19 protein-coding genes and 1 tRNA gene are annotated in these 19,721 nt (G+C 58.8%); 12 read left to right on the top strand and 8 right to left on the bottom strand.

All coding sequences use genetic code 11. The features are described from left to right. The first annotated feature begins 30 nt into the window (after positions 1-30). From trxA to JK208_RS10475, 3 genes are all read left to right on the top strand, one after another. Positions 31-357 (top strand): thioredoxin TrxA, encoded by a 327-nt coding sequence (trxA, locus tag JK208_RS10465; protein WP_062029874.1) that lies wholly within the window; start codon positions 31-33, stop codon positions 355-357. Between the two features lie 88 nt (positions 358-445). Next, positions 446-1,636, top strand: coding sequence for a ribonuclease D (gene rnd / locus JK208_RS10470; RefSeq protein ID WP_211576106.1), 1,191 nt, complete (start codon positions 446-448; stop codon positions 1,634-1,636). 135 nt (positions 1,637-1,771) lie between these two features. Beyond that, the gene (locus tag JK208_RS10475; RefSeq protein ID WP_211576107.1) at positions 1,772-2,464 is read left to right on the top strand and encodes a GcrA family cell cycle regulator; all 693 of its coding nucleotides are present in this window, start codon (positions 1,772-1,774) and stop codon (positions 2,462-2,464) included. A 141-nt stretch (positions 2,465-2,605) separates the two neighbouring features. On the opposite strand, the gene JK208_RS10480 is transcribed toward JK208_RS10475, so the two are convergent. From JK208_RS10480 to dksA, 3 genes are all read right to left on the bottom strand, one after another. Then, on the bottom strand, positions 2,606-3,886 hold the full coding sequence (locus JK208_RS10480) for a glycoside hydrolase family 68 protein (protein WP_249202095.1): 1,281 nt from the start codon (positions 3,884-3,886) through the stop codon (positions 2,606-2,608). Between the two features lie 300 nt (positions 3,887-4,186). Continuing rightward, a tRNA-Thr gene (locus tag JK208_RS10485) sits at positions 4,187-4,261 on the bottom strand. A gap of 52 nt (positions 4,262-4,313) precedes the next feature. After that, the gene (dksA, locus tag JK208_RS10490) at positions 4,314-4,727 is read right to left on the bottom strand and encodes an RNA polymerase-binding protein DksA (RefSeq protein ID WP_099286346.1); all 414 of its coding nucleotides are present in this window, start codon (positions 4,725-4,727) and stop codon (positions 4,314-4,316) included. Between the two features lie 234 nt (positions 4,728-4,961). Here dksA and JK208_RS10495 point away from each other — a divergent pair, with 234 nt between their 5' ends. The 3 genes from JK208_RS10495 (at position 4,962) to JK208_RS10505 (ending at position 6,837) form a co-directional block, all read left to right on the top strand. Further along, positions 4,962-6,104, top strand: a complete 1,143-nt coding sequence (locus JK208_RS10495) for a flagellar basal body P-ring protein FlgI (protein ID WP_211576109.1) — start codon at positions 4,962-4,964, stop codon at positions 6,102-6,104. A 104-nt stretch (positions 6,105-6,208) separates the two neighbouring features. Then, a complete protein-coding gene (locus JK208_RS10500) occupies positions 6,209-6,406 on the top strand; it encodes a rod-binding protein (protein WP_228125379.1) in 198 nt (65 codons plus the stop codon). Next, positions 6,403-6,837, top strand: coding sequence for a flagellar protein FlgN (locus JK208_RS10505; protein ID WP_211576110.1), 435 nt, complete (start codon positions 6,403-6,405; stop codon positions 6,835-6,837). Before JK208_RS10500 ends, JK208_RS10505 begins: the two co-directional genes overlap by 4 nt. 10 nt (positions 6,838-6,847) lie before the next feature. Here the strand turns inward: JK208_RS10505 and JK208_RS10510 are convergent, their stop codons facing one another. Both JK208_RS10510 and hpnH read right to left on the bottom strand, forming a co-directional pair. Beyond that, positions 6,848-8,140 carry a hemolysin family protein gene (locus JK208_RS10510; RefSeq protein ID WP_194267592.1) on the bottom strand — a complete coding sequence of 431 codons (1,293 nt, stop codon included), beginning with the start codon at positions 8,138-8,140 and terminating at the stop codon, positions 6,848-6,850. A gap of 150 nt (positions 8,141-8,290) precedes the next feature. Beyond that, positions 8,291-9,487, bottom strand: coding sequence for an adenosyl-hopene transferase HpnH (gene hpnH / locus JK208_RS10515; RefSeq protein ID WP_099286250.1), 1,197 nt, complete (start codon positions 9,485-9,487; stop codon positions 8,291-8,293). Positions 9,488-9,797: 310 nt separating this feature from the next. On the opposite strand from hpnH, the gene JK208_RS10520 reads away from it, so the two are divergent. The 4 genes from JK208_RS10520 to hpnK all read left to right on the top strand — a co-directional run bounded on the left by JK208_RS10520 (position 9,798) and on the right by hpnK (position 14,065). After that, the gene (locus tag JK208_RS10520; protein ID WP_211576111.1) at positions 9,798-10,466 is read left to right on the top strand and encodes an ABC transporter substrate-binding protein; all 669 of its coding nucleotides are present in this window, start codon (positions 9,798-9,800) and stop codon (positions 10,464-10,466) included. A 58-nt stretch (positions 10,467-10,524) separates the two neighbouring features. Next, on the top strand, positions 10,525-11,736 hold the full coding sequence (gene hpnI / locus JK208_RS10525) for a bacteriohopanetetrol glucosamine biosynthesis glycosyltransferase HpnI (protein ID WP_211576112.1): 1,212 nt from the start codon (positions 10,525-10,527) through the stop codon (positions 11,734-11,736). Next, entirely contained in the window at positions 11,733-13,157 is a 1,425-nt protein-coding gene (gene hpnJ, locus JK208_RS10530; RefSeq protein WP_211576113.1) for a hopanoid biosynthesis associated radical SAM protein HpnJ, read from the top strand. Before hpnI ends, hpnJ begins: the two co-directional genes overlap by 4 nt. A gap of 71 nt (positions 13,158-13,228) precedes the next feature. Further along, positions 13,229-14,065 (top strand): hopanoid biosynthesis-associated protein HpnK, encoded by an 837-nt coding sequence (gene hpnK / locus JK208_RS10535; protein ID WP_211576114.1) that lies wholly within the window; start codon positions 13,229-13,231, stop codon positions 14,063-14,065. A gap of 20 nt (positions 14,066-14,085) precedes the next feature. On the opposite strand, the gene JK208_RS10540 is transcribed toward hpnK, so the two are convergent. Further along, positions 14,086-15,066 carry an adenosine kinase gene (locus JK208_RS10540; RefSeq protein WP_211576115.1) on the bottom strand — a complete coding sequence of 327 codons (981 nt, stop codon included), beginning with the start codon at positions 15,064-15,066 and terminating at the stop codon, positions 14,086-14,088. Positions 15,067-15,384: 318 nt separating this feature from the next. Here JK208_RS10540 and JK208_RS10545 point away from each other — a divergent pair, with 318 nt between their 5' ends. Continuing rightward, on the top strand, positions 15,385-16,086 hold the full coding sequence (locus JK208_RS10545; protein ID WP_228125381.1) for a polymer-forming cytoskeletal protein: 702 nt from the start codon (positions 15,385-15,387) through the stop codon (positions 16,084-16,086). Between the two features lie 123 nt (positions 16,087-16,209). Next, positions 16,210-16,704: a DUF3465 domain-containing protein gene (locus JK208_RS10550; RefSeq protein WP_211576116.1), complete on the top strand. Its 495-nt coding sequence runs from the start codon at positions 16,210-16,212 to the stop codon at positions 16,702-16,704. A gap of 53 nt (positions 16,705-16,757) precedes the next feature. On the opposite strand, the gene clpA is transcribed toward JK208_RS10550, so the two are convergent. Together clpA and clpS are read right to left on the bottom strand one after the other, a co-directional pair. Continuing rightward, positions 16,758-19,073, bottom strand: a complete 2,316-nt coding sequence (gene clpA, locus JK208_RS10555) for an ATP-dependent Clp protease ATP-binding subunit ClpA (protein WP_211576117.1) — start codon at positions 19,071-19,073, stop codon at positions 16,758-16,760. Between the two features lie 129 nt (positions 19,074-19,202). After that, on the bottom strand, positions 19,203-19,562 hold the full coding sequence (gene clpS / locus JK208_RS10560; protein ID WP_174694259.1) for an ATP-dependent Clp protease adapter ClpS: 360 nt from the start codon (positions 19,560-19,562) through the stop codon (positions 19,203-19,205). Positions 19,563-19,721 lie beyond the last annotated feature (159 nt).

Below are 19,721 nucleotides of genomic sequence, written 5' to 3' on the forward strand. Positions count from 1 at the left end.
GAAACTTCATTCGTCACAAGGAACATACCCATGAGCGCAAACACCGTTGCCGTCAGCGACAGCAGCTTCGACGCAGACGTCCTGAAATCCGAAGGTCCGGTTCTGGTTGATTTCTGGGCGGAATGGTGCGGCCCGTGCAAGATGATCGCACCGGCGCTTGAAGAAATCGGCGCCGAGTATCAGGGCCGCCTGAAGGTTGCGAAGGTCAACATCGACTCCAATCCCGAAGCCCCGACCAAGTATGGTGTCCGTAGCATCCCGACGTTGATCGTCTTCAAGGATGGCAAGCCGGTCGCGCAGCAGATGGGCGCTCTGCCCAAGAGCCAGCTCAAGGCATGGATCGACCAGTCTCTCTGATCGTTTTCCCCTGAGAAGCCCGGAAAACGGGTGAGGGAAGGACGTGAGGGGCGTGGTCACGATCCTGCGCTTTGTGTAGGATCGTGTCATGCGCTCGAAAGCTCCGACCTTCCCGACCCCCGTTCTCCTGACCTCCAGCGAGCAGGTGGCCCGTATCTGCGAAAAACTGCAGCACGAGCCTTTCGTCACTATCGATACGGAGTTCGTCCGGGAAAAGACCTACTGGCCGGAGCTCTGCCTCGTTCAGTTGGCCGGAACTGAGGATGTTGTCCTGATCGACACACTCGCTCCCGGCATCGATCTTGCACCGCTGGGTGATCTTCTTGCCAAGCCGGATTGTATCAAGGTTTTCCATGCCGCGCGGCAGGATCTTGAGATTTTCCTTCATATTTTCGACCGTCTTCCGGCCTCGGTTTTCGACACGCAGGTCGCCGCCATGGTGGCCGGTTTTGGCGATCAGGTCGGGTATGACAGTCTGGTGGGCGCGATTACAGGGCGCAGCATCGACAAGGCGCATCGTTTCAGCGACTGGTCGGCCCGTCCGCTCAGCAATGCCCAGATCGCCTACGCCGCCGCCGATGTGACACATCTGCGCACGGTTTATGAGGCCCTGCGCAAACAGCTTGCCGAGCAGGGCCGTCTGCACTGGGCCGACTCCGAGCAGGCCATCCTGACCGAAGAAAAAACCTTCCGCCCCGATCCCCGTCGCCTGTGGGAAAAGCTGAAAGCCCGCACTAGCAACCGCCGGATGCTGGCTATTCTGCGCGAAGTGGCCGCTTGGCGTGAACAGGAAGCGCAGAACGCCGATATTCCCCGTCAGCGCGTCATTCGCGATGAAAGCCTGCTGGAAATCGCAGCCGTTCATCCCGATACGGTTGAAGCGCTTTCCCGTATCCGTGGCGTGACCCGTGGGTTTGCTGAAGGCAAAATGGGCAAAGGTCTGCTTGAGGTCATCTGCACCGCTCAGGAATGCCCGGAATCCGAACTCCCGAAAGCGCCGTCGAAATCCGAACGGGCGCGCCCTTCTGCTGCCCTTGTCGCGCTTCTGCGGGTCCTGCTGGCTGCCAAATGCGAAGAGCACAAGGTGGCGCCCCGTCTGGTCGCCTCTTCGGAGGATCTGGATCTGATTGCTCTTGGAGAGACCGATGTTGGCGCCCTGCGCGGCTGGCGTCGTGAACTCTTCGGGCTGGATGCCCAGGCGCTGGTGCGCGGGGAGATTGCGCTGGCCGTCGTGAACGGTCTTGTGGAGCTTCAGCGCGTGGCGGAAACGGTCGCATAAGAACCGCCTTCGACGCGGCGGGGAGTTTCTGGTAAGAAGCCTCCCGAAGATGTTTCGGGTCCGGTGGGCCGGGACTGTAAATCAACAGCATATCGGGCCACGTCAGGCACCGAAGCGGGACAGGGAAACGAACATATGGAGTGGACGGACGAGACGATCGCCAGACTTCGCGATCTGTGGAGTCAGGGACTTTCGACCGCCGAAATCGGCCGCCAGCTCTCCATCACCAAGAATGCCGTTGTCGGCAAGGCCCATCGTCTGGGCCTGCCTCCCCGCCCGTCTCCCATCCGTAATCGCAAGGCCGCGGATGGTGAAGCAGGAACGACCGAAGCCGCACCTCGTCGCAAAAGCCCTTCCAAGGCAAAGGTCGTAGAGGCTGCCGGATCGGACCTGTTCGCCGATGGTAAGGAGGCTGCTCCGGCAAAGGCTACTTCCAGCGTTGTGGAAAAAGCCGCCGAAACGCCTGCCCGGAAGGCTCCTTCGGTTCCTGAAGCCCCCAAGGCTCCTGTTCAGCCTGTCGCGGCGGCTCGTGTCGTCTCTCCGGTTCAGAAAGAGGCTGTTGCTGCTGCGCCTCACAGGGAGGCTCCCATCACGCCCCCCAAACCAGAGCCCCGTGTCGCTCCTGTGCCCCGTCCAGCCGTGCCACCGCGCTTTTCGACAGCTGGCATCGACCGTCCCACGCGACGCGGTCCTTCGTGCTGCTGGCCGATTGGCGATCCCGGTACACCGGGCTTTCATTTCTGTGGTGCGACACCGCTTCCCGGAAAACCATACTGCGCCGAGCATGCCGCGATCGCCTACGTTAAAATCCGCGACCGCCGCGACTGATTACAGCCGCGATAATGATGGAAAAAAAGCCGTACCTCCTTCAGGAGGGCGGCTTTTTTCATAAGGGCGACTCGAAGTATTCCCGACCAATAAAAAAAGGCGGGGAGCCGCCGACGATGCTCCCCGTCCTGTTCGAATGGCTCAACCCGCCGCAGTAGCTGGCCAAGCACGTTGTGCAAAAATTTCCCCGTAATTATGAATTTCGGTGAGGTAGGAGTGGTCGTCGTCCAGAACGAGCTTAACGGTCGGGGCCAGTGTGGCGCCAATCCGGACGGCGTTCGGATCGGTAGCCGTCGGGGTAGGAACGTGGTCGATGAAGGACTGCACATACCCCTGAGCATCCACAAAATGTGAATACGTCGAATATGGCTGGCTCGAAGGGTTGCCCAGCACAAGCCCGGACGCATTCATCGGCCTGAACGGACCCGCAAGTCCATTATCGGACACGAAGCCATAAACACCATCCGGCCCCTGAAGATTGCCGGAATAGGTGGAGTGATGGCTGATCGTGAACAGATACAGCTTGCCGTTCTGAAACACGACATGCGGACGCTCTGTCTGGTCATTCACGCCCAGTGCCGACACGATTGGTCCCAGTTGCGTCCAGCGGGCGCGTGAGAAGTCGCCTGCTTCGTAGGCGCCGTCGTCCAGAATGGCCAGCCCGATGGATGCTGCGCCGTAACCTGCGCCCGGATCCACGGTATAGTTGGGCGGAATGGGGCCGGTTTCATTGGCGCCGATCACAAACTGCCCGCGCATGCCGGCAACATTTGTCTCATAAACGCAATAGATTCGCCCGTCGTCCGGATTGAGGAAAGGGCAGGGGTCGCGGAAATCAAAATACGGGTCTTCCGCTTCGTTGGCCTCATGAACGCCGTCTGCATCGAACATATCGACCGTCGTATCAAAACCAGTGAACCAGACTTTCTGGTCATCAGTGTGGATCTGGCCGGTACTGACGGCAATAACACTTTCAAAGTCGTTATTCACTGGGCCGCATGATGTATAGAACATGTCGACCGTGTTCTCGCTGCCTTCACGCATGACGAGATTGCCGGACCACTCCCAAGGGCGAAGATCTGCAGATTTCTGAAGAAGACGGCCGCCCCAGATCCAGTCAGATCCATTTCCGGTCTTTGAATACCAGAAACCGATATAGGCAGTATTGTTACGATTGGCCCATTCGGCTGCAATATTTGCGTTGGTCAGATCGACTTTGTCTGCCGCCAGAGACCAGATGACATGCCATCCATTTACGGTGACAGAATTCATGTTGATGTCACGAAGCGCACCCGTATCCCAGATCATGACGCTTTCCGACATTGTGGGAAAGTCAGCCGCGATAACAGGCATGGTCGTCGTAGGATCATCGGCATGAACCTTCAGGGCGTCGGCAATGGTCCAGCGGGAAGTCTGGTGCATAAGATCTCCAGGCATAAAAAAACCGCCTCGGAAGGCGGCTTTGTAAGATGTGTTCATTATTGTCCCCGTCTTGGGGAAGTCTGTTCATAGGGAGAGAGAATTGCGCGCACCTAGAAGAAAATTCTGTCAATCGGGACAACGAAAAATATCGGGGATTTTCGCCGGATTGATTTTTGATTTTAGGAGAGGTCGATGCAGGGGGCAGTCTTCATGACTTCCAGTATTGGAAAAAACGATACTTCACGTCACGCTTAATACGATTTGCATCGTATTATGGATTTTTTGGAAAATAAGGAAAAATGGTGCTGCTGGACAGGATTGAACTGTCGACCTCTCCCTTACCAAGGGAGTGCTCTACCACTGAGCTACAGCAGCATACCGTTGCCTTGGCGCGCTTCGTAACGGGTCAGCGCGCCAAGCGCAAGCCTTAATCGTCGCGGTGGACTTTTTCCATCCGCTCATGACGCTCCTGTGCGTCGATGGACATTGTGGCGATCGGGCGGGCTTCGAGCCGTTTCAGGCCGATCGGTTCTCCCGTCTCTTCGCAAAAGCCGTAGCTTCCATCCTCGATCCGCTCGAGCGCCATATTGATCTTGGTGATCAGTTTGCGTGCCCGGTCACGAGTCCGAAGCTCGAAAGCCCGATCCGTTTCGACGCTGGCGCGGTCGGTAATGTCGGATTCATGGATTCCTCCTTCCGAGAGACTCGCAAGTGTTCCATCCGCTTCTTTCAGAAGGTCGACACGCCAGCGCAGAAGTTTCTGCCTGAAGTACTCGACCTGAAGCGGGTTCATGAACTCTTCGTTGTCGGAAGGCCTATAATCCGGCGGCAGCGTAATCATGCGCATCCAATCCCTGGCTGATCCGCCGACGTCCGCTTCCAACAGCCGCAGGCGATAACGCGCGGCTTATAACTACCCAAGGCGCATCCGCCAACCCCGAAGATGCTTTGCCTGTCTATCGGAAAGCGCGGAAATCTGCGTCTCCGTTAGGGGTTTCTTTACCCTGTAAGGCCATCCTCGCCATCTGAGACCCCCAGACCTGTCTTGCAGGCATCAGGATACCCCCTGTCACCCATGCGCTTTATTCTGCGACCTTCGTCATTTTCCCGCATTCTGAGGCAGCGGCTTACCGCGTTCTTCTGCGTCGGGCTGCTTCTTCTGCCGGGTTTTGCTCTGGCAGCCAGTGTCCGCATCAAGGACATCACGGATATGGAAGGTGTGCGAAGCAACCAGTTAATCGGTTATGGTCTTGTTGTGGGACTGAATGGTACCGGAGACCGACTCACCAATACGATTTTTACGCGCGAAACGCTGATTTCCATGCTGAATCGTCTGGGCGTCAACATCCGCGATCAGGAAACCCAGCTTCAGACACATGACGTTGCCGCAGTCATGGTGACAGCAGATCTCCCGGCTTTTGCGCATGGTGGAAACCGAATTGACGTAACGGTGTCTGCTGCGGGCGATGCATCTTCTCTTACAGGAGGTACGCTGCTGGTCACGCCCCTGATGGCGGCTGATGGTGAGGTTTATGCCGTGGCTCAGGGATCGTTAGCGACAAACGCTTTTTCAGCGCGCGGTGCAGCTGCATCCATCACCCGCAATGTGCCAACGAGCGGACATATTGCGAATGGTGGTATTGTCGAACGGGAGGTTCCTTTCGACCTCAGCCATCGCGCCAACCTGCATCTGAGCCTGCGGAATCCTGATTTCACGACGGCGAGTCGGATCGCGGCAATCATCAACCGGACCTTCGGGCCGATTGCGAATGTTCAGGATCCGCGGACGGTCCTGCTGGATCTGAGCAGCCATGATCCTGTTCCTACGCTTTCGCGAATCGGTGATCTTCTGGTGACGCCCGATACGCCTGCCAAGGTGGTGGTCGATGAGGCCAGCGGAACTATCATCATGGGAGCAGATGTCCGGATCAGCACGGTTGCCGTGGCACAGGGAAATCTGACCGTACAAGTGACCGAAACTCCTCAGGTCTCTCAACCCGGCCCCTTTTCCAATGGCCAGACAGCCATTGTACCGCGCACAAACGTCAAGGTGGATACGGGCAAGAACCAACATCTGGCGGTTGTGCCAGGCGGGACAACGCTCAGGGAGCTTGTTGCAGGGCTGAATGCGTTGGGTGTGGGGCCAAGAGACATGATCAGCATTCTGCAGGCCATCAAGGCAGATGGTGCCCTGCAGGCAGAACTGGAGATGCGTTGATGACCATATCCTCGACCAGCAGCACAATATCATCCGGATTTCCGTTACATGGGCAGAAGGCAGACCCGGCTAAAACCCTGAAGTCTGCCCAGGATTTCGAATCCATGGCTATCAACCAAATGCTTCAGCCCATGTTCGCGACAGAAGACGACAGTGACAACATGTTCAGCGGCGGAGCCGGAGAAAAGCAGTTCCGGCCCATGCTGGTGGAGCAGATTGCCAAACAGATGGAAAACAATGGTGGTATCGGCATGACGGATGCGATCGATCGCCAGATGCTGGCCATGCAGGAGCAGAAATGAGCGCGTCCATTATTCCCGCCATGCAGCGGCTGATCGCCATTCTGGAAGAGGAAAATTCTGCCTTGGAAGAAGCGCGCATCCCGGATGCGTTGGCGCTCCTGCCCGACAAGCAGAATGCTGCCAGAACGCTAGAGCAAGAAGTCGCGGTAGCCAATGATCGAAAAAAGGATCTTTGTCCCTGCTGTCCGGATGATGAAGACAGTGAAGAGAAACTGGAGTCGTCAGCATTGCCTTATCGAGATTTACTGGAACAGATGACAGAACTGGGCAATCGCAATGGTGAACTTCTGCAAAGGGCAATTACGGCACAGAAGCGTGTAATTGAACTTTTGACCTCAACTCCGGCGACAACTTTGCCCCAGAACTACGGCAATCAGGGAGCTTATGCGCCGGTCAGTGAAAGACAGGCCTTTTTCACAAGCCGGGCCTGAAACCGTCTGGTCAGTCCTCAGCAAGAATCTGTCGGCTGACCTTGACCTTTCCGACGCGCCGGCGGTCCATTTCCAGAACCTCGAATAGCCATCCGCCAAACGCGACCTTGTCTCCACGTGCAGGAACACGCCTGAGAAGCGCCAGCATGACACCACCAAGGGTATGGTACCCTCCGGCGCCGGGGAGTTCCGGCAGGTTGAGCCGCGAGCGTAGTTCATCCGCAGGCATAAAACCTTCAAAAATATAATCGTCTTCGCCTTCGGCGGCCTGCAGTTCAGACGAAGAGGACTCCGTTTTTTCTTCGCCAACGATTGCCTCCAGAACGTCCGACGGTGTGACGATGCCTTCGAACGAACCGTATTCGTCCAGAACGAACGTAATTCCGAGATTGACCCCGCGCATACGCTCGATCATGTCCTGGGCGCTGAGGCTATCCGGAATAACGGGAGGTTCACGCAGGACCGCATCAACGGAAACTGGAAGTTTCAGCAGCAGTCGGTCCATGATGTCCTTGGCAAGAATGACGCCGACCGGATGATCGACATCGCCTTCACAGACCACGATTCGGGCATATGAAGTCTGGCGCAGTTTGCGGACCAGTGTTTCCTGATCCGCATGTCTGTCGATCCAGAACAGTTCATTGCGCGGCGTCATGATGGCTCTTACCGGTCGGTCTGCCAGACGCAGAAGGCGCTCGATCATGGCCTGTTCATCGGTTTCTAGTACGCCCGCACGCGCACCTTCGGCGAGGACAGCCTTCAGTTCCTCTTCCGTCACGGCAGCGCGCGTCAGAGGTCCGATCCGGAGTGCCCGGAGAACCAGCGAGGATGTGCCGCTCAGCAGCCAGACAATCGGCTGTGCTATCCGCGCGACGCCGACCAGAAGCCAAGCCAGACGTGAAGCAATGGCTTCCGGTTGTTGCAGGGCAATCTGTTTGGGAATCAGTTCACCGAAAACCAGCATGGCGAAGGTGATGATTGCGACAACGAGAACCATCGAGATTTCGCTGGCAATCGGGCGCAGTGAGGGAACGTCCGCAATCCAGGGCGTGACGGTGCCTTCCATCTGGCTGCCGCCAAACGTACCTTCAAGAATGGAAACCAACGTCATGCCGACCTGAACGGTCGGCAGGAAACTGTGCGGATCTTCCGCCAGACGGATTGCAGTTGTTGCTCCCCGGACTCCCTGCTTGGCCAGAACCTCAAGCCGTGGCCGTTTCGCCGAAATGAGAGCCATTTCTCCCATGGCAAACACGGCATTGAGGAAAATGAGCAGGCAGATAACAAGAATAGGGGTCAGCATGGTCCGGCCGGAATAATGAATGGCCAATCATAACAGGACGACTGACGGATGCCATGCCATTCATTTGGTGAGTGTAGACGCCAGGCTTGTCCATAAAAAAACCGGCTCACAGGGAGCCGGTTTTTTCGTGCGGATTAAACAAATCCGTTTTCAGTCTGCTGCGTCGGCAGCTTCTGAAACTGTATTGGCAGCCGGGCGGCCGTTGACACGGACACGCGGGCCACGAGCGGGCTTGGCGCCTGTGGAAATGCGTTCCATCTGCTGCTGGACCTGCGCTTCATAGCCGTATTCGGCAGGACGCTGGTTGGCGAGCGAGATTTCCGGAACCATCGGCTTTTCGGTCTCGGGGCCGAACAGGGCGACCTTCGCGATGTGCCAGGGGCGTGCGACAGCGTCCATGACGGCTGTGGATTCGTAACCGGAATGCACCATGCAGTCGGCGCATTTCTCATATGCGCCTGTACCGTACTGCTCCCAGGCTGTGTCTTCCATCAGCTCCTTGAAGGTCTTGGCATAACCTTCGCCGAGCAGATAGCACGGACGCTGCCAGCCAAAGACCGTACGTAGCGGCTTGCCCCAAGGCGTGCAGTGATAGTTTTCATTGCCTGCCAGGAAGTTCAGGAACAGCGGGGACTGCGTGAAGCGCCATTTCTTGCCTTTTCCAAGGCGGAATACGTCGCGGAAAAGCTGCTTTGTCTTCTGGCGGTTCAGGAAGTGCTCCTGATCCGGCGCGCGCTCATAGGCATAGCCCGGAGCCGTCATGATGCCGTCAACGCCCAAAGCCATGACTTCATCGAAGAAGGCTGCGAGACGTTCGGGGACGACTCCATCGAAGACGGTGCAGTTGATCGAGACGCGGAAGCCACGGGATTTTGCAAGGCGGATGGCCGCTACGGCACGGTCATACACGCCGTCCTGACACACCGAGGCGTCATGCATCACCTGATCGCCGTCAAGATGCACGTCCCAGGAGAAGAACGGGGAGGGCTCGTAATCGTCGAGCTTCTTTTCAAGCAGCAGCCCGTTCGTGCACAGGTAGACGTATTTTTTGCGCCCGATCAAACCTTTAACGATCTGGGGCATTTCCTTGTGCAGGAGGGGTTCACCACCGGCGATTGCAATGACAGGAGCACCGGCTTCCGTGTCGGCATCCAGACATTCCTGAAGGCTGAGACGCTGGTTCAGGATCTGCGCCGGATAGTCGATCTTGCCGCAACCGGCGCAGGCCAGATTGCAACGGAACAGCGGTTCGAGCATCAGGACCAGCGGATATCGCTTGCGGCCCGTGAGGTGCTGCTTGACAACGTACCGTCCGACTCGGACAGCCTGCATCAAAGGAACGGCCATTATAATCCTCTGGTTCTAGCCTCCGGAAGGTGCGTCCATCAGGGCGCCCGGGGCCTTGCACATCGTGGATGGCCCGTGGCCTCCTTTTCTGCCCCGGTTTTGAAAACCGGAAAACGTGAAGGACCATCGGGCGTTAGATTGACTGCCTATAGACCCATTGTCGTGTTCGCCTCAATGTCAGACGGCATATTTCGTACCGCCCCTGTGGCTAATCGAGCACAGATGGCTTTATGGATGCCAGAACCTGATACATTGTGTCATGAACCTGATCTCTATGCCCAGAATTGTCTACCAGGACGAAAGTACGACCATGATTTGCCGTTTTCCCCCGAAAGTGACTCTGTCTCTTCTGTCTGCCTGCCTTCTGACAGGGCCTGTTGCGTTGACGTCGCTCTCTCCGGCAGCGCTGGCCGATGCGGCAGATGTGGTTACGCCGGCGGATTCCGCTGCTGCCGTGGCGCCTGTCACAGCTCTCTATGACGCGCTGAAGGTTGCCCAGAAAACCGGAAAAACTGCCCAGCAGCGCGCAACGATGATTGCTCCTGCCGTGGATCATGCGTTTGATCTTGAAGCGATTCTTCGTCGCTCAGTTGGTGTACGTTATAACAGTCTAAGCCCTTCGGATCGCACGCGCCTTCTGGGATCGTTCCGTCAGTTCACGATCGCGCACTATGCCGCATCGTTTAAGCCTCAGGCGCAGGCCGCATTTACCGTCTCCCCACAGACGCGCCCAAACTCGACCGGAGGTGTGATTGTCGATACGACGATCGGCGGGACAGATGGCGCAGAGGTCGTGCCCATCGACTATATCATGACGAATGGAGCGTCGGGCTGGCGGATTACGGACGTTCTGTTGAACGCGCATATCAGTCAGGTCGCCGCCCAGCGTTCCGATTTCGGGGGTGCCCTGAGCCAGGGCGGTGCCAATGGTCTGGCCGATCATCTGGACGACAAGACAGCCCATTTCCTGCATGACTGAGCCCGGTCCCGCGATGGCAGTCTTTCCCAAAAGCGTTTGGGAAGGCTAGAACACCGTCGTGCCCTTACCTCTTACCATTGCAGCCAGCGTCTGTGCCCTTGTTTCTGCCGCTGGAAACCTACAGGCGCTGACGGGCGCCCTCCTGCTCGCCCGGTTCCGTCGCACGGAGCGCCGCGCAGATGACGCGCTGCGCCTGTTTGAGCGGACATGGCCCGCCGTCACGGTCATGAAGCCTCTGCACGGCAACGAGCCGTTGCTGGAGGATGCTCTGGAAAGCGTGTTCACACAGGACTATTCCGACTTTCAGATTGTCTTTGGCGTGCAGGACGCGCAGGACACTGCTCTGGCCGTTATTGAACGGCTTCGGCTGCGTTATCCCCAGGTTCCGGTCAGTGTAGTGATTGATCCGCGCGAATATGGTCCGAACCGTAAGGTCGGGAATCTGATGAACATGTACGGGGAGGCCCGCCATGACATTATCGTGATCTCCGACTCGGACATTCATGCCAGTCCCAATTATCTTCGTCATGTTGTGACGAGTCTGGAAGAGCAGGGAACCGGTCTGGTGACTACCCTGTATTCTGGCCGTCCTGCCGCCGGGACGCTTGTACAGCAGCTCGGTGCCTGTCAGATCAATCATAATTTCCTGCCCGGCGTCATGATGTCCCGTTTCCTCGGACGTCAGGACTGTCTGGGCGCCACGATGGCCCTGCGGCGTCAGACCCTTGAAGAGATCGGTGGTCTTGAGGCGCTGGTCGATCATGTGGCGGATGATGCCGAATTGGGTCAGCTCATCCGGGCGCGGGGCGAAAATATCGCTATCGCCCCGACCCTGACCCACACGACTGTGGGCGAACATTCGCTCGGCGAGCTGCTGGCGCATGAGCTGCGCTGGGGGCGGACCGTCAAAAATGTCGCGCCGGTCGGCTATGGTCTGTCATCCATTCAGCTTCCCTTATTCTGGGCTGTGACGGCCGTGCTGTTCCGTCCGAATGCCTGGTGGACATGGCTCCTGCTGCTTCTGACATGGCTGCTCCGTGCCATCGGAAGCCGCATCATGGACCGTGCCACGGACTGTCCGCTCCCCAGCGTCATCCCGCTTCTGGTCATCCGTGACTGGCTGTCTGCTGCCATCATGGTGGGCAGTGCGCGCGGATCGCGCGTTGCATGGCGGGGCAGAACGGTCCATATCGCCCGAAGAAAACGTAATTCCGTGTCCTGCGCCCCCTCGCTCCAGGCCGGCGCCACCCAAAGGAGTGTCCGATCATGATGAGAACCCTTTTTCTCCAGCCTCCTTCCTTCGACGGCTTTGACGGTGGCGCGGGCTCCCGCTACCAGGCAAAGCGCGAAATCAAATCCTTCTGGTTTCCGACATGGCTGGCCCAGCCGGCCGCTCTCGTTCCCGGATCACGTTTGATTGATGCTCCTCCCGCCAAGATGGGCATGGACCCCATCCTCGAAGACGTAAAGAACCGCGACCTTGTCGTCATCCATACGTCCACGCCGTCCTTCGCTTCTGACGTCCGCGTTGCGCAGATGATCAAGGATGCCAATCCGAAGATCATGATCGGCATGGTCGGTGCGAAGGTGGCCGTCCAGCCGACCGAGAGCATGGAGAAGGGCAGCCCGATCGACTTCGTGGCGCGCAACGAATTCGACTTCACCATCAAGGAAATCGCCGAAGGCAAACCACTTGCGGAAGTGGACGGCATCACCTGGCGCAACGAGAAGGGTGAGATCGTCGCGAACAAGGATCGCGCGATGATCGAAGACATGGACAGCCTGCCGTTCGTGACCGAGGTCTATAAGCGTGACCTCAATATCAACGACTACTTCATCGGCTATCTGAAGCACCCCTACATCTCGATCTATACGGGCCGTGGCTGCAAGTCGCGCTGCACGTTCTGCCTGTGGCCGCAGACGGTGGGCGGCCATCGTTACCGGACCCGCAGCCCCGAGCATGTGGCTGCCGAAGTGCGGCTGGCCAAGCAGTACTTCCCCGAAGTGCAGGAATTCATGTTCGATGATGACACCTTCACGGACGATCTGCCGCGCGCCGAAGCCATTGCCCGCGAAATGGGTAAGCTCGGTGTCACATGGTCCTGCAACGCCAAGGCGAATGTTCCTTACGACACCCTAAAGGTTCTCAAGGAAAACGGCCTGCGTCTGCTGCTCGTCGGGTATGAGAGCGGCAACCAGCAGATCCTTCACAACATCAAGAAGGGCATGCTGGTCGAAACGGCCAAGGAATTCACGCGCAACTGCCACAAGCTGGGCATCAAGATCCACGGAACCTTCATCGTCGGCCTGCCGGGCGAGACGAAGGAGACCATTCAGGAGACGATCCAGTTCGCCAAGGAAATCAACCCGCATACCCTGCAGGTTTCCCTGGCCGCGCCGTATCCCGGCACGTTCCTGCACAAGCAGGCGACGGAAAACGGCTGGCTGAACGAGGCGGAAGCCGAACTGATTGATGAGAGTGGCGTGCAGATTGCACCGCTGCATTATCCGCATCTGTCGCATACAGAAATCTTCGAGAGCGTCGAGGAGTTCTACCGCAAGTTCTACTTCCGCGGCTCCAAGATCGCCTCCATCGTCAACGAGATGATCCGCAGCCCGCAGATGATGAAGCGTCGTCTGCGCGAAGGTGTGGAGTTCTTCCAGTTCCTCAAGGACCGTCACGCCGCCTGAGCGGCGCGCCTGACGTATTATTTTTCAGGGGTCATGGCGCATGTCATGGCCCCTTTTTTGTGAGGTCCGCCATGACATCCAGTTCCCTGCGCCGCGCCATCGTCTCTGCCGATGATTTCGGCATGAGCCTCGAAGTCAACGAGGCTATCGAACAGGCTCATCGCAACGGCATCCTGTCCACGGCCAGTCTGATGGTTGCCGGAGATGCCGCCGAGGATGCTATCCGGCGAGCGAAGACCATGCCGGATCTGAAAGTCGGGCTGCATGTGGTGGCGATTGAGGGCAAGTCCGTGCTCGATCTGCCCGCCATTACGGACGGGCAGGGATGGTTCGGACGGAACCAGCTTCGTCTGGGTGTGGAGTATTTTTTCAGCCCGCAGGCCCGGAGTGCGCTGCGTCGCGAAATTGAAGCTCAGTTCCGGGCCTTTGTGGCGAGTGGGCTGACGCTCGATCATGCAAATGCCCACAAACACATGCATCTGCATCCGACGGTCGGGCGCTTTCTGATCGAGGCCGGTCTGGAGCATGGAGTGCGGGCTGTCCGCTCACCCTTGGAGCCGCCGGAGCCTGTCGAAGCCAACGACACGCTGGGAGACCGCGCCCTGCGTCACTGGATCGGCGTGCTGCGTCACCAGATCCGCAAGGCGGGGCTGAAAACCAATGACTGGTGTTTCGGGCTGCGCTGGTCCGGCCATATGACGCCGGAGCGTATCCGCAGTCTCATTCCGCGTCTGCCCACGGGCACGAGCGAAATCTACTTTCACCCCGCCACGGCTCAGGACGCCATGATGAAGCGTTTCATGCCGGGCTATGAGCAGGAGGGCGAACTGGCCGCCCTTCTGGACCCGGCTGGGCGGGAGGCATTCGACCGGTATGGGGTAACCCGTATTGGGTGGGCCGATCTGTAAGACCGGCCCAGAGGTACGTCTCAGGCTTTAAGCGTGAACGTCTCGGTCGGGCGGGCACCGTAGCGGGTGATGATCTCACCGGCCGCCTGATTGCCCAGCTTCGCGCAGGTGACGAGGTCGTGCTTCTTGCTCAGTCCGGCCAGGAAGCCTGCTGCGAACGCATCGCCAGCGCCCGTGGTGTCCACGACCTTCACTTCCGTTGTCGGAACGTCATGGCGCTCGCCTTCGCCAATCACGACCGCACCCTTTTCGCTGCGCGTGATGACGGCCAGCTTGGTTTCAGCGGCAACCTGCGTGACAGCTTCTTCGAAATCCGTGACTTCGTACAGAGCCAGAAGTTCGGCCTCGTTGGCGAACAGGATGTCCACATGGCCCGCCACAAGCTCGTGGAAGGCCGCGCGATGGCGTTCCACACAGAACGTGTCGGACAGCGTCAGGGCGACCTGACGGCCAGCCTTGCGGGCCAGACGGGCCGCGTGTTCGAAGGCTTCCTGAGCCTGTGGCTTGTCGTACAGATAGCCTTCCAGATAGGTGATGGCTGCATCCGCCACGACGGATTCATGCACGTCCTCGGGCGTGAATTCCGTGCAGGCGCCAAGATAGGTGAACATGGTACGCTGGCCTTCGGGCGTTACCAGAACGATACAGCGTGCGGTCGGCGTGCCATCGGCGGCCGGAAGCGGCTCGGACGGGAAGGTGATGCCCTGTTCGCGGATGTCGCGCGTGAAATGGTCGCCAGCTTCATCAGCCGTGACCTTGCCGAGATAGGCCACTTTTGCCCCCATACGGGCCGCTACGACGGCCGTGTTGGCGCCAGAGCCGCCACCTGTCACGTTTTCGATATCTACGCGGCTTTCGATGGCATGCGCCGTGGCAGCGTCGATCAGGGTCATGCTCCCGGCAGCAGCGCCAAGCCCGTCGATCAGGTCCTGGCCCACAGGGGCGAGAACGTCGACGATGGCATTGCCGATACACAGAAGGTCATGCTGGGGTGCAGACATTGGAACTCCGGTCAGGTCGCTGAAAACTTCAGAAAAAAACATTTAACGGGCAGGCTGCGCCATTAAATCAACACGATCATAGGTGCCCTCTGGGTTCACGCCAACTCCCGGTGACCCCGACGCCGTTTTCATCCGTGAGATTTCGTCACATTTATGGAAATGCGCGTCTTGTCCCGCCGGGTCGTGAGCGTGTAGCCTTGTCGAAAGACCGGCTCCCGAATGCTCTGTCTGCGAGCGTCCAGTTCTCGCAATGGATTTTCCGGGAGACGTCCGAGACAGAATTAGAGTGTTCTTTTCCAGATCCGCAGCGGGGTTTCCTTGTTCAGAAGACGCAAACCGGAAGATGACTCCAAGCCTGTCGAGAACGGCAAACTTGCAGGTCAGCCCATTTTCCCCAACCGGCCGGACGCTCCCAGCCAGACGGCTCCCGCGTCAGGATCCGGATCGCCCTCCAGTCCCCAACCTGCCCAGCAGCCCAACCAGCAGAAGGACCCCGCGCCCATGGGTCGTACCCCTTTCCCGGCACCGCCGTCTTCCAATTCTCCGACGGGCGTGACGCCGGCAGGGGCACCGCGCCCCGGTGTGGCCGCCGTTCCGGGCGCACCGCGCCAGACCGGTCCGGAGCGTCGTACGCTTGTTGTCGGCCGTGGCATCAGCGTTCAGGGTTCCGTGCAGGACGCCGAGCGCCTCGTTGTTGAAGGCACGGTCGAGTCCAGCATGATCCATGCTGCGGAGCTTCAGGTCACGCATGGCGGTGTGTTCCGGGGTGGCGTTGAGGTTGAAGACGCGGAACTGGCTGGCACGATCGACGGCACCCTGACCGTCAATGGAAGCCTGACGATCCGCGCGACCGGTCGCCTTATTGGCAAGGTGAAGTGCCGCCGCCTTCAGGTTGAAGACGGTGGTCAGATCACCGGTCAGCTCGAAATGATCACGGATGGCGCACCGGCACGTCCGGCTGTCAGCGACGCCGCCAAGGCTGAGCCTGCCGCCGGTGAAGGCGCCAGCGAAGCCCCCTGATCCGTTATCGCGGACCAGCAGAAAGGCCCGTTCCCTCACCGGGGCGGGCTTTTTTGTGTCCGGTCCGGCCCTTCCGGCGGCAGAGCAACGACAGAGCCGCTTCGATAGGAGAAAACCCTCTTCATGACATCCCGTCTGCTCTCCACGTTTGCTGTGGCACTACTATGCGCGCCATTGGCCGCATCAGCTCAGGGCTTTTTCGGTCAGAATACTGCACCCCACAGCACGCATGGCATGCCAGCACAGTGTGACAATGCGCGTTTCTTCGCCGATCAGCAGGAACTGGAACAGAGCGGCCCGACCGGCATCGACCTGCCCGAGCATCTGTGTGGACAGGTGTTGGCTGTCTCCCCCAGAGCAAAACGGACTCGCAGCGGTTGGCACGGCTATTTCTATCTGTCGGTCGGACAGGGGATCTCTATCCGGATCGTGTCCGATCTGGACCAGATGAATGCACCGCAATGGCCCTGGGTCAGCAAGGGCGATCAGGTTGAGGTCCAAGGCCGCTACTATTACGACAGCCTGCGCCGCCAGGGCGTGGACTGGACCCATCATGGCACAGGTCGCAAATGGCCCTGGCCCGGCTATGTCGTGGTGAACGGTACCCGCTACCAGTAACAAAAAAGGCCCGTGAGGCAGTGTCTCACGGGCCTTTTCTGGAGTGCCAGGCTTCAGCTTGTCGCTTCGTCTTTCTTCGAAGCGCCATCCTCGCCCTTGGTGTCATCCTTGCCTTCGAGAATATCGAAGTCGAGTGCGCCGTTCTTCATGCCGATCCGAACGGCACCGCCCTGAGCCAGCCGTCCGAAAAGCAGTTCTTCGGCCAGAGGCTTCTTGATGTATTCCTGAATGACGCGTCCCAGCGGGCGCGCGCCATACAGCCGATCGTACCCGCGCTCGGCAAGCCATTCTTTGGCGCTCGAGGAAATCTCGATCGTCACATGGCGGTCGGCAAGCTGGGCTTCGAGCTGAAGCACGAACTTCTCGACCACGCGGCCTACGGTCTCCGGCGTCAGGTTGGCGAAGGGAATGATCGCGTCCAGACGATTGCGGAATTCCGGGGTGAACAGGCGTTTGACCGCCTCTTCGTCCTCGCCACTCCGCGCCGTCCGTCCAAACCCGATCGCTTCCTTGGACAGGTCCGCTGCGCCCGCATTGGTGGTCATGATCAGGATCACGTTGCGGAAATCAACGACCTTGCCGTTGTGATCCGTCAGGCGACCATGATCCATGACCTGAAGCAGGACATTGAACAGGTCCGGATGGGCCTTCTCGATTTCGTCCAGCAGCAGGACCGCATGCGGATGCTGGTCGATCGCATCGGTTAGCAGACCGCCCTGATCAAACCCGACATAGCCCGGAGGCGCACCGATCAGACGCGAGATCGAATGACGCTCCATGTATTCGGACATGTCGAAGCGGATCAGCTCAATCCCGAGCGAGTTGGAAAGCTGCTTGGCGACTTCCGTCTTGCCCACGCCCGTGGGGCCGGAGAACAGATAGTTGCCGATCGGCTTTTCCGCATCGCGCAGCCCGGCGCGAGACAGCTTGATCGCCGCAGCCAGCGCGTCGATCGCCTTGTCCTGCCCGAAGACCATGTTCCGCAGGTCTCGCTCCAGATGGCGCAGGGTTTCACGGTCATCGGCCGAAACGCTCTTGGGCGGGATGCGGGCGATCTTGGCGATGGCCTCTTCCACGTCCTTTAACGTCACGGTCTTGCGGCGCTTGTTCTCGGGCACCAGCATCCGAGCCGCGCCAACTTCGTCGATCACATCGATCGCCTTGTCCGGCAGTTTACGGTCATGGACATACTTGGCCGCCAGTTCGACCGCACCCCGCAAGGCTTCTTCGGTGTAACGGACTTTGTGATGCTTCTCGTAGCTGCCCTTCAGGCCGCGAAGAATCTTGATCGCATCCTCGATCGAGGGCTCCGGCACGTCGATTTTCTGGAAGCGGCGGACAAGCGCCCGGTCCTTCTCGAAATGCTGACGGAACTCTTTATAGGTTGTCGAGCCGATGCAACGCAGCGTCCCCGCAGCCAGGGCAGGCTTGAGCAGGTTGGACGCATCCATTGCCCCACCCGAAGTCGCACCTGCGCCAATGACGGTGTGGATTTCGTCGATGAACAGGATGGCGCCAGGGGTCTGGTCCATTTCCGTCACGACGGCCTTCAACCGCTCTTCGAAATCGCCACGATAGCGCGTGCCGGCCAGAAGCGAGCCCATGTCGAGCGAGTAGATCGTGCTATTCAGCAGAACTTCCGGCACGTCGCCTTCCACGATCCGTTTGGCCAGACCTTCGGCAATCGCCGTCTTGCCGACGCCGGGATCGCCAACATAAAGCGGATTGTTCTTCGTGCGGCGGCACAGGATCTGGATGGTGCGTTCGATTTCCTGATCGCGCCCGATGAGCGGATCGATCCGTCCTTCACGCGCACGTTCGTTCAGATCGACGCAATAGGTCGCGAGTGCGCCTTCCTTGGGTGTTTCCTTGCGCTCCTCGCGCTCGGATGTGTCCTTGGAGGCCGCAGCCGCGCGCCGTCCTGCACCCCGATCCGGAGCCTTGGCGATACCGTGCGAGATGAAATTGACTGCATCGAGTCGTGTCATGTCCTGCAGCTGCAGGAAATAGACGGCGTGACTTTCACGTTCGGCAAACAGAGCCACAAGCACGTTTGCGCCCGTAACCTCGTCGCGCCCCGTGCTCTGCACATGGATGGCCGCGCGCTGGATCACGCGCTGGAAAGCAGCGGTCGGTTTGGGTTCCGTCGGACGTTCCGCCGCTAGTCCGGCCAGATCCTTGTCCAGGAAATCCGTCAGATCGGAGCGCAGCTTGTCGAGATCGATGCCGCAGGCCCGGAAGACCGTCAGAGCATCGTCGTCTTCTGTCAGCGCGAGCAGAAGATGTTCGAGGGTTGCATATTCATGACGCCGGTCACCTGCGAATGTCAGGGCGCGGTGGAGTGTCTGTTCGAGCGTACGGGACAGCATGTGATGGCGCTCCTCTCGACCTCTCGTGGGAAAGGTATCTTGTCGCGGAGTAACGTGTAACGCCAGTCAGAAACGCAGATGGAAACAAGAAATTATCCTGCATCCGGGCTTTTCTGCCTGTCAGACGGATCAGTCTTTTTCAATCGTGCACTGAAGGGGGTGCTGGTTCTGGCGTGCCAGATCCATCACCTGTGTCACCTTGCTTTCAGCCACTTCATAGGTGAACACCCCGCAGACTCCGACGCCGCGCTGGTGAACCTGAAGCATCACGGACGTTGCCTCGTCCCGGGTCTTGGCAAAGAAGCGCTCCAACACATGCACCACGAACTCCATGGGCGTGTAGTCGTCGTTGAGCATCAGAACCTTGTACATGGAAGGTTTGCGCGTCCGGGTTCTGGGGCGCACCACCACGCTGACGTCAAGGTCCTGATCCCCGTCTCTCCTGTCCGGCCCATGAGGCGGAATGGAGTCGGGAGACTCCGGCCCCATACGGGCTGGACTCCGTAAAGACGCGACACCGGAAAGGCCGTTTGGACAGGGGGGAAGATCGTAAGAAGACATGACGGGTATGATATGGTGCGAATTTCGGTCTTGAGAAGGGCTGCAAGCCCCTGAAATAAGGTTTTTATGCGTCGGGTGCCACGATGC

The organism is Gluconobacter sp. Dm-74, from assembly GCF_018256135.1.
Taxonomy (GTDB): Bacteria; Pseudomonadota; Alphaproteobacteria; order Acetobacterales; family Acetobacteraceae; genus Gluconobacter; species Gluconobacter cadivus.

What these genes read in the sequence shown, in the direction of transcription:
- trxA (WP_062029874.1), top strand. Translation starts at nt 31, where the DNA reads ATGAGCGCAAACACCGTTGCCGTCAGCGACAGCAGCTTCGACGCAGAC.
- rnd (WP_211576106.1), top strand. Translation starts at nt 446, where the DNA reads ATGCGCTCGAAAGCTCCGACCTTCCCGACCCCCGTTCTCCTGACCTCC.
- JK208_RS10475 (WP_211576107.1), top strand. Translation starts at nt 1,772, where the DNA reads ATGGAGTGGACGGACGAGACGATCGCCAGACTTCGCGATCTGTGGAGT.
- JK208_RS10480 (WP_249202095.1), bottom strand. Translation starts at nt 3,886, where the DNA reads ATGCACCAGACTTCCCGCTGGACCATTGCCGACGCCCTGAAGGTTCAT.
- dksA (WP_099286346.1), bottom strand. Translation starts at nt 4,727, where the DNA reads ATGATTACGCTGCCGCCGGATTATAGGCCTTCCGACAACGAAGAGTTC.
- JK208_RS10495 (WP_211576109.1), top strand. Translation starts at nt 4,962, where the DNA reads ATGCGCTTTATTCTGCGACCTTCGTCATTTTCCCGCATTCTGAGGCAG.
- JK208_RS10500 (WP_228125379.1), top strand. Translation starts at nt 6,209, where the DNA reads ATGGCTATCAACCAAATGCTTCAGCCCATGTTCGCGACAGAAGACGAC.
- JK208_RS10505 (WP_211576110.1), top strand. Translation starts at nt 6,403, where the DNA reads ATGAGCGCGTCCATTATTCCCGCCATGCAGCGGCTGATCGCCATTCTG.
- JK208_RS10510 (WP_194267592.1), bottom strand. Translation starts at nt 8,140, where the DNA reads ATGCTGACCCCTATTCTTGTTATCTGCCTGCTCATTTTCCTCAATGCC.
- hpnH (WP_099286250.1), bottom strand. Translation starts at nt 9,487, where the DNA reads ATGGCCGTTCCTTTGATGCAGGCTGTCCGAGTCGGACGGTACGTTGTC.
- JK208_RS10520 (WP_211576111.1), top strand. Translation starts at nt 9,798, where the DNA reads ATGATTTGCCGTTTTCCCCCGAAAGTGACTCTGTCTCTTCTGTCTGCC.
- hpnJ (WP_211576113.1), top strand. Translation starts at nt 11,733, where the DNA reads ATGATGAGAACCCTTTTTCTCCAGCCTCCTTCCTTCGACGGCTTTGAC.
- hpnK (WP_211576114.1), top strand. Translation starts at nt 13,229, where the DNA reads ATGACATCCAGTTCCCTGCGCCGCGCCATCGTCTCTGCCGATGATTTC.
- JK208_RS10540 (WP_211576115.1), bottom strand. Translation starts at nt 15,066, where the DNA reads ATGTCTGCACCCCAGCATGACCTTCTGTGTATCGGCAATGCCATCGTC.
- JK208_RS10550 (WP_211576116.1), top strand. Translation starts at nt 16,210, where the DNA reads ATGACATCCCGTCTGCTCTCCACGTTTGCTGTGGCACTACTATGCGCG.
- clpA (WP_211576117.1), bottom strand. Translation starts at nt 19,073, where the DNA reads ATGCTGTCCCGTACGCTCGAACAGACACTCCACCGCGCCCTGACATTC.
- clpS (WP_174694259.1), bottom strand. Translation starts at nt 19,562, where the DNA reads ATGGGGCCGGAGTCTCCCGACTCCATTCCGCCTCATGGGCCGGACAGG.